The sequence below is a fragment of the Herpetosiphon sp. NSE202 genome, from assembly GCF_042688385.1.
In the GTDB taxonomy this organism is placed as follows: Bacteria; Chloroflexota; Chloroflexia; order Chloroflexales; family Herpetosiphonaceae; genus Herpetosiphon.
The window spans coordinates 12,941-27,575 of record NZ_JBHUPY010000027.1; the positions used below are offsets into that span (position 1 = coordinate 12,941).

The window sequence follows — 14,635 nt, forward strand, 5'->3', positions numbered from 1 at the left end:
ATTATTGGGTTTGTTGGTAGTGATAGGGCAAACTGCGCCGCATATGTTCGTCGGCCATTTGCCATGAGTGATTGGCATTTGGCACTACCCCGCTAAGTCGATTGTGCGCTCCAACTTCGCGAAGTAGTTCATCGAGCCGCGCGCCACGGTAATAATTAACATTTGGCTCAGCTGATTCAGGGCCATATTCAATTAACCATTGCAATTTTGAAGCCTGCGCGCCATCAATTCGCAGCAAGGTTAATGGATTATGTTGCGCTGCAAAGGTATGATCGCGGGGCACGCCAAAGTTGGCATCGAATAAATCGCGTTCGAAAACACTATCGCGGGCAGCGATAATTTCTGCATTCTCAGGGTCATCCCAAAAGAAGAGGCCATCATACGCACCGACCGAAGCCCATTCGTTGGGGTGGCGCAAGGCTTGATTGACGCTGATAAAACCGCCCAATGAAAAGCCATCGAGCGAACGATGTGCGCCGCCAAACAGCACTGGATAATGGGTTTCAACGTAGGGAATCAAATCGCGATAGATAAAATCTTCAAAGCGCCCACTGCCCAGCGTTGGGTCAGCAGCAAGTTCTGGTGCTTGGAGATTAATGCCCAAGCTATGCACTGCGTCGTTGGCGTTGGTCATACCTGGAAAAACCAAAACCATCGGGCCAATCCGATTTTGGCGGCGCAATTCTTCGTAGACATCAAGCACATTGCGATTACCGCCACGCGTGCCATCCTCGTTTTTGTTGATCCACTCGCGTTCGTGGCCACGGAAAAGATACAAACTGGGAACCCGTAAGTTTTCGTCGCTGCGCGCTTCAATTGGCAGATAAATATAAAATGTGCGGGTAATGCCCAAGGCGTTGCTGAAAAAATCGACCCGTTCAACCCGCTCATCGTAGATTTTAGTCGGGTCGCGTTGGCGATCGGCCCAAATAGCAACAGCACCCTTGACCTGCGCACCACTAGCGGCAATGCCACGACGATTAGGAATTTCGCTGCCATCAAGCGCTTTCTCGACATTCTGCCACGAGCCACGAGTTAATTTAAACTCAAGTTGCAAGCCATGGGTAAACGGCCAAGCGCCATAGGCAATATCGGCGCTGCGCGAAAGCACATAGGTCGGATCATTGGGCCGCCACTGATTAAACGAACCAGTCAGGTACAACTGATCGCCTGGAGCGGTATCAGCAGGAATTTTAAACTCAAAATTGACCAATGGTGTGGCTTCGAGCGGCGTTGGCTGGGGAATTGAGCGCTGCCGCCCAACCATAAAGCCCAAGCCAAACGCCAAACCCAGCCCAACCACAAACAAAATTAACGTCAACCACATACTGCGTGCTCGTTTCAACGCTGAACAAGATCGTGATAGGCACCACGATAATAGAGCAACGGCGAACCATCGCGCAGGGTCACATGCTCAATTTGGCCAATAAAAATGGTATGATCGCCGCCATCAACCGCCTGATACAAGCCACATTCTAGGTTGGCCAAGGCTCCATCGAGCAACGGCGCAACACCATGGCCTGCTCCAGCGACAATCTCCGACCAATCGTGTTTCTGCGGGCCAGCAAAGTGGCGCGATAAGGCCTCTTGATCGCTGCTCAAAATATTGATTGCAAATACCTTGGCTTGAAGCAATACATCGCGCATCGGCGAACGATTATCAATCGAAATAATTGCCAAGGCTGGATCTAACGAGAGCGAGGCAAAGGCGCTAACCGTCAAACCATAGGGCTGGCCATCGACGACCGTGGTAATGACGGTCACGCCACTGGCAAAACGACTCATCGCTTGCCGAAACAAAGCAGGATCAAGCGTCATCGAAATATTCCTCTTACACAATGCTGCGGGTATTGTAACGAGGTTCAAAGGGCAATGCAAGATGAGGGGGCAGTTGTTAGGGTTTAGGGGTCAGTTTTAGTGATCCACGAAGTGCATGAAGAAGTGATCCACGAAGGACATGAAGGATTGAAACCGCGAAGAACGCGAAGAACACGAAGCAATCTTTTTAGCCACGAATTGCACGAAGCATTATTTTTAGCCACAGATTGCACAGATTTGTTTGATTATCTTCCCATAGCCCATAGCCATCAGCCAATAGCCCTGGATTCTCTGCGCCTCTGCGTTAAATATTTGAGCTACGAAGGATTGAAACCGCGAAGAACACGAAGAACGCGAAGAACGTAAAAATGGCTCAAGGCTTTTGGCTTGTTACCCACAGATTTGCCAATAGCCTATAGCCTAATCGCTGATCCCCGACCCCTGATCCCTATGTTCTATGCTCTATGCTCTTTGCCTGCTATTTGCCGCGTGCTAGGCCTCTATGCTATTATCGCTGCTAGAATTACAGGCTTATTTGCTCCAACAGCGTTGCGGGGTTTGGCTCCCGATGGCTGCCTGGTGCTCCCCTTGCTGAGTTAGGAGTTCAAAACTTCATGTTGACGATTGATGAAATTTTATCGCGTGGCGTTAGCGAAGTCATTGTTGAGGCCAACGTCCGGCGCAAATTGAATACAGGCAAGCCGCTTCGGCTCAAATTGGGCATCGATCCCACCCGCAGCGATATTCATATTGGCCACGCGGTGGCTTTGCGCAAAATGCGCCAATTTCAAGAGCTTGGGCATACGGTTGTTTTGATTGTTGGCGACTGGACGGCCCAAATTGGCGACCCAACAGGCCGCGACGAAAGCCGCCCGCGCTTGACCGTCGAAGAAACCCGTAGCAACGCCGAATATTACATGGATCAAGTGTTTAAAGTGATTGATTCGGCCAAAACTGAGGTGCGCTGGCAAAGCGAATGGTTCGGCCAATTTGACCTTGAAAAAGCGTTTGGCTTGATTGGGCGTTTTACCGTCAACCAAATGCTCTCGCACGATACCTTTCGCAAGCGCTATGAAGCTGGTCAACAACTAACAGTGCTTGAATTGATGTACCCAATGTTGCAAGCCTACGATTCAATTGCGATCAAGCCTGATATTGAATTTGGCGGCACTGACCAAAAATTCAACATTTTGGCTGGGCGGCAATTGATGGAACAAATGGGCATGGAACCGCAGGATGTGATTCTCGTGCCCTTGATCATCGGCACTGATGGCCGCAAAATGAGCAAAAGCTTCAACAACTCGGTTGATATTTTGATGTCACCCAAAGATAAATATGGCAAAATCATGTCGATGGGAGATGATGTCTTGCCAGTGTATTACGAAGTTTGGAGCGATACGCCAATTGCTGAGGTCAAGGCGATGGCTGAAGCAATCAAAGCTGGCAGTGTCAATCCACGCGACATCAAAATGCAACTTGCCCGCGATATTATTCGCCAGCTCGATGGCGAAGCCGCCGCTGCCGATGCCGAAGCCGAATTTGTGCGCGTGTTTCAGCAACGCGATTTGCCCAGCGAAATGCCCGAAGTGCAACTTACAGAAGCCAGCAACATCATCGATTTGTTGGTGGCAACCAAACTGGCAGCCAGCAAAGGCGAGGCTCGCCGCCTGATCGATGGTGGTGGTGTGCGCTTGGCGGGCGAGAAAATCAGCGGCTACGATAGTGTTGTTCAACCAGTTGGCGAACAGATTTTACAAGTTGGGCGGCGCAAATTTGTGAAATTGCTCAGCAATTAGCGCTAGATGCGAGGGTGCTGTGGCGGGTTTTGGCTCGTCACAGCAAAAGGCTTATGGATCAACCATTTCCGTTGGCGACCGCTTGTTTTAAATGTTGGCGCAGAGTTCAAGAACGTAATTGCATTGTGCATGGCTATGGCGATGCCAAGGCCAAAGTGATGTTTGTGGGCGAGGTTCCCGAAAGCTTGGGAGCCAACCAAACTGGCGTACCATGGACGCGCACCGTGGCGGGCCAGCGTTTGCAAGTGCTGTTACGCGCCTTGCGACTGCGCACGGCCTCAGACCCAGAGCACGAAGAACCACGCTTGGTTGGAGCCTATTTGACCTATATGGTGCGCTGTAGTACCCACGCCGATAGCCCACCCACCATGATCGAAACCTCGAATTGCGTTGCCTATCTTTGGCGCGAAATCGTGCTGGTCAACCCACGGATTATCGTGACCGTTGGCGAAGCGCCAACCAGACTGATGTGCGCCAAATTGTTTGGCCATGTGCCAGGCAATGTCGAATCGATGCATGCCCAGCCATTGCCCGTCGATCAACGAATTCTGCTGCCGATGATCGATCTCGAAACCATCACCAAAGAAGAAGCCCACGTTTTTGCTCGCGTTTTATCGGCCCTGTTGGAAGAGTAGCAAACTGGGTTATACTCTTCTCCAGAGAATTTCAGAATCGCGAAATTTCTCCCTTTTCACTAAACTTGCTAGGTTTTGGCCTAGCCTTAAAGCGAGCAAAAGGTATGTTACGGTTTATTCTCAAACCTGATCGTGATAAATCAATTCGCCAACGCCACCCATGGGTTTTTAGCGGGGCAGTCGCCCGCCGCTCTGGGCCGGTGCATCCTGGCGAAACCGTCGATATTGTTAGCTCCGAGGGTGTGTGGCTGGCGCGGGGCACTGCCAGCACGCACTCGCAAATGATTGCGCGTTTGTGGACGTGGCAACGCGACGAAGAACTTGACCCCAGTTTTATTCGCCAACGGATCGAACGCGCAATCAAAGGCCGCGAACAGCTGCACAACGATCCGCAAACCAACGCCTATCGCGTCATTTTCAGCGAGAGCGATGGCCTGCCTGGCTTGATTGTTGATCGTTTTGCTGATTGGCTGGTTGTGCAGTTGCTCACGCAAGGCGCGGTTGCCCACACAGCAATCATCGTTGAGGCTTTGGCCGAATTAATGCCTGTGCGCGGCATTTACGAACGCTCCGACGTTGAGATTCGGGCGCGCGAAGGCTTGGGCGAGGCCGAAGGTCTGCTGTGGGGCGAGGCTCCGCCTGATCAATTGACCATTCGCGAAAATGGCTACGAATTTGTGCTCGATTTGGCTGGTGGCCAAAAAACCGGCTGGTACGTTGATCAGCGGGTCAATCGCATGCGCGTTGCTCAATATGCCAAGGATGCTGACGTACTGGGGGTTTTCTCGTACACTGGCGGTTTTGAGGTACTAGCAGCGGGGGCAGGCGCTACCTCAATCACGGCGGTTGATAGCTCGGCGGCAGCCTTGCGGGGCTTGCACACCAACCTTGGCCAAAATGGCTTGCACACGCCAGTAACGGCGGTCGAAGGCGATGCTTTTAAGATTTTGCGCCAACTGCGGGAAGAAGGCAAACAATACGATCTGATTGTGCTTGATCCACCAAAGTTTGCCCACTCGCAGAGCCAAATCGATCGTGCGACGCGCGGCTACAAAGATATTAATATGCAAGCGTTTCACCTGTTGCGGCCAGGTGGCGTGTTGGCAACCTTCTCGTGTTCGGGGCTGATCAGCGCCGATCTCTTTCAAAAAGTGGTATTTGGCGCAGCCTTGGATGCTGGCCGCGATGCCCAAATTATCGAAACCCTCACCCAAGGCGGTGATCACCCTGTCTTGTTGACCTTCCCAGAAGCGGCCTATCTCAAGGGATTAATCTGCCGGGTCTGGTAGCCGTTAAGGATTTGCAATGGCGTATCGTTTGCTCAATGAAGGCTCGATCACAACGCCTGCTGGCTTTCGGGTAACAGGCATTCACTGCGGCCTAAAAACGACCAGCCGTGATCGTGATCTTGGGTTGTTAATTACCAAAACTGGTTGTACAGCAACTGGCCATTTTGGCGCAACCAGCGGCATCACTGGCGCTTGGACGACCGCCAACTTGCGGCGTAACGCCGAGGATGTGCGGGCGGTGCTGCTTTTGACTGGCGTTGATGGCGGGCGCGGAGCCAGTGCCGTCCACAATTGTCATGAGTTGGCCAACCTGCTGGCAGAAGAAGCCTGGATCAAACCTGAGCAAGTGGTGTTGTTGGCAGCTGGTGCGGCTGGCCAATTCGACATGGATTTGCTGCGGCGCGGTGTGCCACGCGGGCTTGATGAGCTAGATAGCAAGGGCGGGCGACGCTTAGCGCTGGCCTTGGCCCAAGAGCCACATCCTACTGCCCAAGCAGCGGTCGAAGTTGAAGCGAGCGACGGCACGAGCGCAAGCATTGGGGGCTTAGCAAGCAGCGGCGATGCACCACGCTGGCTGATCACAACCAACGCCAAGCTCTCAACCCGCTTGCTTAATCGGGCAATGTTGCAATTGCTCGAAGACTACCCAGACCTTGATCAAGCTGCGGTGCTAATTTTGGCGAATCCTAGCGCCAGTTTAGCGCCAACCACCAGCAACCACGCAGCGTATGGCGAATGGTATGCAGGTTTAGCAGGATTAATTGCCCATTTGAGTGAACAAATTCGTTAGCGCATTGGTTTCACAGCTATGACCATGGTACAATTAACGCCAAGGCCATAGCTGTGGCAGATGAGAGCGCTTATGCAACGATTACCTTTGTTTCCTTTAAACGTGGTGTTGTTTCCTGGGGCACAATTGCCGCTGCATATCTTCGAACCGCGCTATCGCACCATGATTAGCCGTTGTCTTGAGGAAAGTAAGCCGTTTGGAGTGGTGCTGATTCGCGAAGGGGTTGAGGTTGGTGGCTCGGCAGTGCCGCACATCGTTGGCACCACTGCCGAAATTCAAAGCGCCTATCGCTTGGCCGATGGCCGCATGTACATCGTCACCGAAGGCCGCCAACGCTTCCGCATCAACTACCCACTCAGCGTCGACCCGTATATGGTTGCAATGGTCACGATGCTTGATGATGAAGTCAACGAGCGCCATCAAGCAGCAGCATTAACCGAACTGCATTCGCAATATCATCGCACAGTTGCCGCTGCGACAGGCATGCGCTCAACAGCCATCGATCTGCCCAGCGATCCGGTTGCATTAAGCTATATGTTGGCCGATTCGATGCAAATGAGCTTGCCAATCAAACAACATTGGCTCGAATCAGACCTTGACCAACGGATTCATGAGCTGATCGAAGCGCTCCAATTTGAGCTAGAGCTCCTGCCCACCATTCCGCCCGACCAGTTGGATCGTGAACCACCTTTTGAAAACACTTCGTGGAATTAAGTGCCACGCAACGCTTATGTTAATTGCTAGTGTTCGCCTTGAACTCTTCATCCCCGCCGTACATTCGCTCAAAGAAAAACGCAGTGTGCTTAAATCGGTCATTACCCGCTTGCGCAACGAATTTAATGCCTCAGTCGCCGAAGTCGATGAGCATGATCGTTGGCAACGCGGCGTGATTGGCGTTGCCTGTATTGGCAGCGAAACCCGCTATCTCGAAGGCCAAATCGATGCAATTATTCGTTGGATTGAGAATAATCGGCCTGATGTGAGTATTGTGGATATTGAGCGCGAGATGCTGTAATTAGTTCCCTCACCCCAACCCCTCTCCCGTGGCGCGGGCGAGGGGCTTTCATGCCGTGGTTCTTGCGCAATTCGTTGGCGAACAATGGTCGGCTCCCCCTCTCCCGTGGCGCGGGCTGGCGTTCAAGGGTAGGTTGTTAAGATCCCCTCACCCCAACCCCTCTCCCATGGCGCGGGCGAGGGGCTTTAACGCGCTGGTTCTCCCACAATTCCTTGGCGAAAAATGGTCGGATCCCCCTCTCCCGTGGCGCGGGCGAGGGGCTTTCATGCTGTGGTTCTTGCGTAATTCGTTGGTAAAACCACTGCTCCCCCTCGCCCGCGTTTTCGTGGGAGAGGGGGCTGGGGGGTGAGGGAACTAATTACAAGCCCAAGAACAATTCATGAAAACGGGCATCGCCTGTTAATTCGGGGTGAAACGCGGTGGCTAAGAGTTTGGCTTGACGCGCCGCCACGATGCGGCCATCCTCTAGGCTGGCGAGGGTTTCGACTTCAGCGCCAACATTATCGATCTGCGGGGCGCGGATAAAAACTGCGTGAAACGGTTCTTCGCCGAGGGCTGGCACGTTCAAGTTTGTTTCGAAACTATCAACTTGGCGGCCAAAAGCATTGCGACGCGCAGTAATATCCATCAAGCCAAGCGCTGGTTGGCCTTCAGCCCGACCTTCGGCAATTTCCTTGGCCAGCAAAATCATGCCCGCGCACGTGCCCCAAATTGGCATGCCTTCGGCGGCTCGTTGCTGAATTGGCTCTAGCAAATCGAAGCGTACCAACAATTTGCCAATCGTTGTGCTCTCGCCACCAGGAATAATCAAGCGCTCGACTTGGGCCAATTGTTCAGGCAAACGCACTTGCACCGTTTCAACCCCCAAGCCTTGCAAAATCTTCTCATGTTCAATAAACGCGCCTTGCAGCGCCAAAACTCCAATCTTCATCGCTGTATTCCTTTTTGAATATAAAAAAACAGAAGGCAATCGGCGTGCATCAATGCTGCTTTGCCTTTTGCCTTCTGCCTTTTGACTTTATGTAATTACCAACCGCGTTGGGCCAGCAACTCGTTGGCCGGAATCGTATCGATATTGATGCCGACCATAGCTTCGCCCAAGTTGCGGCTAATTTCAGCTAAAAGCTTCGCATCGCGGAAGTGGGTAGTGGCTTCCACGATTGCTTTGGCGCGCTTGGCTGGGTTGCCCGATTTGAAAATACCTGAGCCGACGAACACGCCATCAACGCCCAACTGCATCATCAAGGCTGCATCGGCTGGGGTTGCAATGCCGCCAGCGGCAAAGTTGACAACTGGCAAGCGGCCTAATTCAGCAATTTGCTTGACCAATTCGTAGGGAGCTTGCAAGTTTTTGGCTGCTACAAACAACTCATCAGGATCGAGGGTTTGCAAACGGCGAATTTCGGCAAACATCGTGCGAGCGTGACGCACAGCTTCAACCACGTTGCCCGTGCCAGCTTCGCCCTTGGTGCGAATCATGGCCGCGCCTTCGGTGATGCGGCGCAGCGCTTCGCCTAAATTGCGTGCGCCACAGACGAATGGCACTTTAAAATTATGCTTGTTGGTATGATTTTCTTCATCAGCAGGCGTGAGCACTTCGCTCTCGTCAATGTAATCAACCCCAATGGCTTCGAGGATTTGCGCTTCAACAAAGTGGCCAATCCGCGATTTTGCCATCACCGGAATGGTTACTGCTTCAATAATGCCTTGGATCATTTCGGGATCGCTCATGCGCGAAACGCCGCCATCCCTACGAATATCGGCTGGAACCCGTTCGAGCGCCATCACGGCAACTGCGCCAGCTTCTTCAGCAATTTTAGCTTGGTCAGGCGTAACCACATCCATAATCACGCCGCCCTTGAGCATTTGGGCCAAGCCGACTTTGGTAGTAAAGGTTGAAGTTTCCATTGCAATTCCTCTGGTGGATTGATAATTTTAGCTGTCATGTCAATCAGACAGCCGCTATTGTACCATGCATCCTCATGACAATCGATCAACATTGCGGGGGGACAAAGGGGGACAATCGCCCATGATTGCCAATTTTGACGGGGTGTACTGGGCTATGGTACGATCAGCACAATCAATCATAAATCGCTATTCAGATGTTGTGCAAACACTTGGGGGAAATCCGGTGCAAATCCGGTGCAGTCCACGCTACGGTAAGCCTTTGGCTAAGCCCGAATACCCATTGAATAGTTGATTTCTGGGTTGGCTTGCGTTGGCACAAGCACAACCAACGCGTTGTTATCTGTTCCTTAGCCAACTTGGCTAAGGTTTTTTTGATTAAGGAGATTGCTATGCTCCGACGAGCAGCTATCCATCGCTGGTTATTGGTATTAATGGCCGTGTTCGTAGCACTTCCTGCTGCGGCTCAAGCCCCAGCCGAAGGCGCAAAAGCAGCAGCTTGGATCGTCAGCCAAGCGCAGGCCGATGGTAGTTTCCCTGGCTTTGGCTTGGGCGAAACCGCCGATGCAGTCTATGCCTTGAAGGCCAGCGGCTTGAAAGTTGACACCAACGTTCAAAGCTTTGTCGAAAAGAACGCCAGCGCCATCGCCGCCAAGCCTGGGCTTGCCGCCAAGTTTGTGTTGGCCGAATTGTTGCTCGGCTACAATCCCCGCTCAGTTGGCGGAGTCGATTTGGTAGCCGCCGTTACTGGCAGCTACAAAGCCGATAGCGGCATGTATGGCGGTGATGTCACCACCCATGCCTTGGCTTTGTTGGCCTTGAACGCAGCTGGTGCGCCAGTTGAAAACAAAGCGCTCAACACCGTAGCAGCAGTGCAAATCGCCGACGGCTCATGGTCGTTCAGCGGCGATACCAGTGCCGGTGCTGGCGATACCAACACTACGGCCTTGGTCATCCAAGCCTTGGTTGCAGTTGGTCAAGGCAAGAGCGAAAGCGTCAGCAAAGCTGTAGCCTACTTGCAAACCCAACAAAATAGCGATGGTGGCTTTCCCTACTCGAAAAATTCGAGCTATGGTAGCGCCACCGATGCCAACTCAACCGCCTTGGTAATTCAAGCGATTATTGCAACGGGCGGCAACCCAACCGCTGCGCCTTGGGCCACAGCCACTGGCAACCCATTGAGTGCTTTGTTGAGCTTGCAAAATGCCAGTGGCGCGTTCCGCTACGATGCAGCAACCCCCGATGACAATGCTTTTGCAACCTACCAAGCTACGCCAGCATTGTTCTTTGTGACCTATCCATTGAGCGTGTTGGCAACTGCACCGCAACCAACCGCCGTGCCAAGCACCCCAATGCCAAGCACGCCCGTTGCAACCGCTACGCCGAAGCCAAACACCCCAATTAGCTTGCCTGATACTGGCGCACCAGCCTTGCCATTGTGGCCAGTTGTGGTTGGCTTGGGATTAGTTTGTATTGTGGCTGGTTTGGGCTTGCGCCGAATCGGCTAAGATTTGTTCCCTCACCCCCCAGCCCCCTCGCCCGCGTTCAGTGGGCGAGGGGAAGTCGACTATTTTTTTACTAAGGAATTGGGGGAGAACCAGCGCGTTAAAGCCCCTCGCCTGCGCCACGGGGTTGGGGTGAGGGGTTCTTAATACCGCCCCCCCAGCCTCCTCTTCCACTTAACGCGGGCGAGGGGGAGCGAACATCTTAAATTTCCATAACTGAACGCGGGCGAGGGGGAGCCGACTATTTTTTACTAAGGAATTGAGGGAGAACCAGCGCGTTAAAGCCCCTCGCCCACGCCACGGGAGAAGGGTTGGGGTGAGAGGATCGCAAACAATTACGAAATAGGAAGCAGATCTCATGCGTCGTTTGTTGGTAGTAATAGTTGCCATGGCCATGCTGTTGCTTGGCAATTTGGCTCAATCGATTGCCGCCCAAGGTGATGGACATCAATATCATGCTGCGGTGGTGGTGCAATATGCCTCTGGTGCGGTCGATGCGCGCTGCGTTGGCTTCGATCAAGAATCGATCAGCGGCTATGATGCCTTGCTGGCAGCAGGTTTTAATGTGGTAGCCGAAGGCTCCTCAATGGGTGCAATGGTTTGCTCAATTGATAGCGTGGGCTGCGATTACCCCAATGAATCGTGTGCCTGTAAATGCCAAGGCGGCGATTGTACCTACTGGGCCTATAGCCATTTGCTCGATGGCGTGTGGCAATATTCCAAGCTCGGCGCTGGCTCCTACAAAGTGCGCGATGGCGCAGTCGAAGGCTGGGCTTGGGGTGGTGGCAGCGTCGAACGTGGCTCTACGCCACCAGTGATTAGTTGGGGCGAGGTTTGCGCCGCCCAAGCAGCACCAGTCGCAACCGCAATTCCAGCAACAGAAATTCCGGCCATCGCTACCAACGAGCCAACCGCCATTCCACCCGCGAATACAGTCGCTCCAACACTGGTTGCGGACAGTCCAACAATCACACTCAGCCCAACTAGCGCCGCAACTGTACCATTGGCTCCAACACTGGTTGCGGACAGTCCAACGATCACACTCAGCCCAACTAGCGCCGCAACTGAGCCAAGCGCAACCAATGTTGTTAGCCCAACGGTTGCCTCAACCGAGCAAGCAACTGCAACTAGCGCGCCAACCGCTACCAACAGCGTGGTTAGCACACCCAGCCCTGAGCCAAGCAGCAGCGGCTCACACACCACCAACTATCTTATTTTTGGGGTGATTTTGTTGGCCTTGGCGAGCGCTGGTATTTGGAAACGCCAAAGCAAACGATGAGCAGTGAAGTCTATCAACCGGCAACTGGCCGTGCTCGTGAAGCACTCAACCAAGTCGAGCCAGCAACTGCCAGCAAGGAATGGTCGAGCCAAGCCAGTCAACGCCAACGCCGCATCGCCCGTCCATGGGAAGGCGGCCATAGCTTGGCATGGGTTGCTTGGCTAATTGCAGCCTTAGCTTGTATCAGCCAAACCGATCAGCCCTTGTATTTGGGGTTGATTAGCGCAGTAACCTTGGTTATTTGGCAACATTGTGCCTTGGATAGCCCATTTCAAGCGGTTGTGCGGGTGATGCTGCAACTTGGCGGCGTGTTGTTTGGCTTTAATCTGCTGTTTAGCGTGATTACTGCCAGCGTGCTGCGTGGCCAAACTGTGTTGTTTGAATTGCCAAGTTGGCGCTTGCCGCAATTGCTTGGTGGCATTCAACTAGGCGGGCTGATTACTGCCGAACAATTGGCCAGCGGAGCTGTGCGCGGGCTGCGTTTGTGGACATTGTTGCTGGTGGTTGGTACTTTCAACGCCTGCGTTAATCACTATCGGCTGTTGCGCCGCACGCCGCAAGGCTTTTTTCAACTGGGCTTGGTGTTGACAATTAGCTTGGCCTTTATTCCCCAAACCTTGCTGCGGCTGCGGGCAATTCGCGATGCTCAGCGTTTGCGCGGCCATCGCTTTCGTTCATGGCGCGATGCCTTGCCCTTGTTCGTGCCCTTGCTCAGCGGCGGTTTGGAGCAATCGCTGACCTTGGCCGAGGCGATGGAAGCCCATGGTTTTGGTCGCACCCAGCGCGGCAAAATCGCTTCCCGCTGGACATGGCTGGGTTTAGCGGGGGTAATGCTGGTGTGCGCTGGAGTTTGGGCTTTATTCTTCTATCGCACTGGCAGCACGGCAGCAATGCTTGGTTGGCTGGGCTTGGCGCTTGGCTTGCTTGCCATGCTGAGTTATTGGTGGCAAGCCAATCGGCTGATTGTGCGTAGCAGTTATCGCCGCGAACAGTGGACACGCCAAGCAACAATCATCACGCTTTTGGCAGCGCTAGCGCCACTTGGCTTTTGGCTCGCCCGCCGTTCAGGCATTGCCATGCTCTATAAAATTTACCCCAAAGTGACGTGGCCACCCTTCGAGCCAATCGTCGCAATTGCAATTTTGGCGTTGTTAGCGCCACTGCTGTTTAAAGCTAGCGCTCGCTAAATGACACAATTGCTTGCAAAATAGCAGGATCATTGGGAATTGTGTATTTAGTCCAATCTTCGTCAATCACAATGTTGGGCTGCACGCCGCTGGTTTCAAAATTGCGCCCATCTGGCAATTTAAAGCCCTCTTGCGCCACCCACAAGCGCGAGCCATCATCAAAATTATATTGAAAAATTGTTTCGGTATTGCCTTGGCTGGCTTGGCCAAGCACCAATGCGCCATTAAATTGCAGCGTTCCTGCCAGCACTTCTGCATACGAAGCGCTATCTTTGTCGATCAACACAGCCAGCGGCACGTCGCGCAACTGCTCATACAACGCGCCAGGCTTTATCGTTAATGGATACAAATTATCTTGACTATAGAAATTGCCAACCTCGCCGCTAACAAATTGGCCCAAAATGCCTTCAAGCACGCTCCGCCAGCCACCGCCATTGGATCGCAGATCCAAAATCAGGCCTTCGAGGGGCTGATCGTTAGCTAGCAATTCGTTTAATTCGCTGACAACTTGGGTGTGCATATCCTCGGCCCACAAGCTTGGAATCAGCAAATAGCCAACGGTTGGGGCGTTGGGCAAACGGCGGCCTGCTGGCGTAATTTTGCCGATCACTGGCTTGCGTGTAACCACCAACTCGCGTGGGTCGGATTGTGGCGTTTGCACCGTCAAGCGCACTTGGCTGCCATCGGGGCCGCGAATTTGGTCGGAACTGGTAAAGGGTTGGCCTTCGACAGCGGTAATCCGATCGCCGCGCATCAAGCCAGCTGCTTGGGCTGGGCTATCAGGAAAAACCAACGTGATAAAGGCCGCGCTTTCTTCGTGAATGGTTAGCACGCCAATGCCAACATAGCTATCGGTGCCGTTGGCAACCGCATCTTCGTAAACGGCCTCGACTGGGCGGGCAAAGCGCGAATGTTGATCGTTGAGCTTGCCAACCATGCCTTCGAGAATCGTATACAGCGTTTCGTCATCGGGCGCTGCTTGCACTTGCGGCTCAATTTCGCTGCGCACTGCGGCCCAATCCACGCCGTTAAAATCGGGATACAGATAATGCTCGTTGATAGTTTGCCAAACGTCGTTGAACAAGGTCAAGCGTTGATCGGCGGTCATGGTTGGGGCGGGAGTTGGCGTTGTTTGGTTAACTTCAGGCGTTGAGGTTGGCTCAAGCGTTGGCAATGTGGTTGGGCTTGGCGCAAGGGTTGCGGTTGCCAACGCCACAGGAGCCGTGGTTGCGGTTAATGTTGGTGGCACAGTCGGGGTGGCCGCCCAAGACAATTGGGGAGTACAACCAGCGAGCAAAACGATTAACAAAAGCAACCAACGATAACGCATAACCACCCCTAAATGAAGCGTAAGCCGCCGGAAACTGCCCGCAAGCAGCACAGCGGCTTCCTGAGCAACGATCGATTTAGATCATC

14 protein-coding genes and 1 riboswitch are annotated in these 14,635 nt (G+C 53.2%); of the genes, 9 read left to right on the top strand and 5 right to left on the bottom strand.

Annotated features, from left to right (window positions below):
* Position 1: 1 nt before the first annotated feature.
* Entirely contained in the window at positions 2–1,327 is a 1,326-nt protein-coding gene (locus ACFMKP_RS23840) for an alpha/beta hydrolase (RefSeq protein ID WP_382296116.1), read from the bottom strand.
* Between the two features lie 14 nt (positions 1,328–1,341).
* On the bottom strand, positions 1,342–1,818 hold the full coding sequence (locus ACFMKP_RS23845) for a flavin reductase family protein (protein ID WP_382296119.1): 477 nt from the start codon (positions 1,816–1,818) through the stop codon (positions 1,342–1,344).
* A 614-nt stretch (positions 1,819–2,432) separates the two neighbouring features.
* Between ACFMKP_RS23845 and tyrS the strand changes: the two genes are divergently transcribed.
* The 6 genes from tyrS to ACFMKP_RS23875 all read left to right on the top strand — a co-directional run bounded on the left by tyrS (position 2,433) and on the right by ACFMKP_RS23875 (position 7,343).
* The gene (gene tyrS, locus ACFMKP_RS23850; RefSeq protein WP_382296121.1) at positions 2,433–3,614 is read left to right on the top strand and encodes a tyrosine--tRNA ligase; all 1,182 of its coding nucleotides are present in this window, start codon (positions 2,433–2,435) and stop codon (positions 3,612–3,614) included.
* A 53-nt stretch (positions 3,615–3,667) separates the two neighbouring features.
* Complete coding sequence (locus tag ACFMKP_RS23855) at positions 3,668–4,249, top strand: uracil-DNA glycosylase family protein (RefSeq protein WP_110519138.1); 582 nt, start codon at positions 3,668–3,670, stop codon at positions 4,247–4,249.
* Between the two features lie 104 nt (positions 4,250–4,353).
* Complete coding sequence (locus tag ACFMKP_RS23860; protein WP_382296124.1) at positions 4,354–5,538, top strand: class I SAM-dependent rRNA methyltransferase; 1,185 nt, start codon at positions 4,354–4,356, stop codon at positions 5,536–5,538.
* Positions 5,539–5,554: 16 nt separating this feature from the next.
* Positions 5,555–6,328 (top strand): bifunctional ornithine acetyltransferase/N-acetylglutamate synthase, encoded by a 774-nt coding sequence (locus ACFMKP_RS23865; protein ID WP_382296126.1) that lies wholly within the window; start codon positions 5,555–5,557, stop codon positions 6,326–6,328.
* Positions 6,329–6,400: 72 nt separating this feature from the next.
* Positions 6,401–7,042, top strand: coding sequence for an LON peptidase substrate-binding domain-containing protein (locus tag ACFMKP_RS23870; RefSeq protein ID WP_382296129.1), 642 nt, complete (start codon positions 6,401–6,403; stop codon positions 7,040–7,042).
* Between the two features lie 16 nt (positions 7,043–7,058).
* On the top strand, positions 7,059–7,343 hold the full coding sequence (locus ACFMKP_RS23875) for a DUF503 domain-containing protein (RefSeq protein WP_382296132.1): 285 nt from the start codon (positions 7,059–7,061) through the stop codon (positions 7,341–7,343).
* 358 nt (positions 7,344–7,701) lie between these two features.
* Here the strand turns inward: ACFMKP_RS23875 and pdxT are convergent, their stop codons facing one another.
* Both pdxT and pdxS read right to left on the bottom strand, forming a co-directional pair.
* Positions 7,702–8,274: a pyridoxal 5'-phosphate synthase glutaminase subunit PdxT gene (gene pdxT, locus ACFMKP_RS23880; RefSeq protein WP_382296134.1), complete on the bottom strand. Its 573-nt coding sequence runs from the start codon at positions 8,272–8,274 to the stop codon at positions 7,702–7,704.
* A 95-nt stretch (positions 8,275–8,369) separates the two neighbouring features.
* Entirely contained in the window at positions 8,370–9,251 is an 882-nt protein-coding gene (gene pdxS / locus ACFMKP_RS23885; RefSeq protein WP_382296137.1) for a pyridoxal 5'-phosphate synthase lyase subunit PdxS, read from the bottom strand.
* A gap of 174 nt (positions 9,252–9,425) precedes the next feature.
* Positions 9,426–9,551: riboswitch (cobalamin riboswitch) on the top strand.
* Between the two features lie 89 nt (positions 9,552–9,640).
* Between pdxS and ACFMKP_RS23890 the strand changes: the two genes are divergently transcribed.
* The 3 genes from ACFMKP_RS23890 (at position 9,641) to ACFMKP_RS23900 (ending at position 13,219) form a co-directional block, all read left to right on the top strand.
* Complete coding sequence (locus tag ACFMKP_RS23890; RefSeq protein WP_382296140.1) at positions 9,641–10,756, top strand: prenyltransferase/squalene oxidase repeat-containing protein; 1,116 nt, start codon at positions 9,641–9,643, stop codon at positions 10,754–10,756.
* A gap of 355 nt (positions 10,757–11,111) precedes the next feature.
* On the top strand, positions 11,112–12,032 hold the full coding sequence (locus ACFMKP_RS23895; protein ID WP_382296143.1) for a hypothetical protein: 921 nt from the start codon (positions 11,112–11,114) through the stop codon (positions 12,030–12,032).
* Complete coding sequence (locus ACFMKP_RS23900; RefSeq protein ID WP_382296145.1) at positions 12,029–13,219, top strand: energy-coupling factor transporter transmembrane component T; 1,191 nt, start codon at positions 12,029–12,031, stop codon at positions 13,217–13,219. Before ACFMKP_RS23895 ends, ACFMKP_RS23900 begins: the two co-directional genes overlap by 4 nt.
* Here ACFMKP_RS23900 and ACFMKP_RS23905 read toward each other — a convergent pair.
* Positions 13,206–14,549, bottom strand: coding sequence for a S41 family peptidase (locus tag ACFMKP_RS23905; RefSeq protein ID WP_382296148.1), 1,344 nt, complete (start codon positions 14,547–14,549; stop codon positions 13,206–13,208). The genes ACFMKP_RS23900 and ACFMKP_RS23905 overlap by 14 nt on opposite strands.
* Positions 14,550–14,635: the final 86 nt, after the last annotated feature.

What these genes read in the sequence shown, in the direction of transcription:
- ACFMKP_RS23845 (WP_382296119.1), bottom strand. Translation starts at nt 1,818, where the DNA reads ATGACGCTTGATCCTGCTTTGTTTCGGCAAGCGATGAGTCGTTTTGCC.
- ACFMKP_RS23900 (WP_382296145.1), top strand. Translation starts at nt 12,029, where the DNA reads ATGAGCAGTGAAGTCTATCAACCGGCAACTGGCCGTGCTCGTGAAGCA.
- ACFMKP_RS23895 (WP_382296143.1), top strand. Translation starts at nt 11,112, where the DNA reads ATGCGTCGTTTGTTGGTAGTAATAGTTGCCATGGCCATGCTGTTGCTT.
- ACFMKP_RS23855 (WP_110519138.1), top strand. Translation starts at nt 3,668, where the DNA reads ATGGATCAACCATTTCCGTTGGCGACCGCTTGTTTTAAATGTTGGCGC.
- pdxT (WP_382296134.1), bottom strand. Translation starts at nt 8,274, where the DNA reads ATGAAGATTGGAGTTTTGGCGCTGCAAGGCGCGTTTATTGAACATGAG.
- pdxS (WP_382296137.1), bottom strand. Translation starts at nt 9,251, where the DNA reads ATGGAAACTTCAACCTTTACTACCAAAGTCGGCTTGGCCCAAATGCTC.
- ACFMKP_RS23870 (WP_382296129.1), top strand. Translation starts at nt 6,401, where the DNA reads ATGCAACGATTACCTTTGTTTCCTTTAAACGTGGTGTTGTTTCCTGGG.
- ACFMKP_RS23890 (WP_382296140.1), top strand. Translation starts at nt 9,641, where the DNA reads ATGCTCCGACGAGCAGCTATCCATCGCTGGTTATTGGTATTAATGGCC.
- ACFMKP_RS23860 (WP_382296124.1), top strand. Translation starts at nt 4,354, where the DNA reads ATGTTACGGTTTATTCTCAAACCTGATCGTGATAAATCAATTCGCCAA.
- ACFMKP_RS23865 (WP_382296126.1), top strand. Translation starts at nt 5,555, where the DNA reads ATGGCGTATCGTTTGCTCAATGAAGGCTCGATCACAACGCCTGCTGGC.
- ACFMKP_RS23875 (WP_382296132.1), top strand. Translation starts at nt 7,059, where the DNA reads ATGTTAATTGCTAGTGTTCGCCTTGAACTCTTCATCCCCGCCGTACAT.
- tyrS (WP_382296121.1), top strand. Translation starts at nt 2,433, where the DNA reads ATGTTGACGATTGATGAAATTTTATCGCGTGGCGTTAGCGAAGTCATT.
- ACFMKP_RS23840 (WP_382296116.1), bottom strand. Translation starts at nt 1,327, where the DNA reads ATGTGGTTGACGTTAATTTTGTTTGTGGTTGGGCTGGGTTTGGCGTTT.
- ACFMKP_RS23905 (WP_382296148.1), bottom strand. Translation starts at nt 14,549, where the DNA reads ATGCGTTATCGTTGGTTGCTTTTGTTAATCGTTTTGCTCGCTGGTTGT.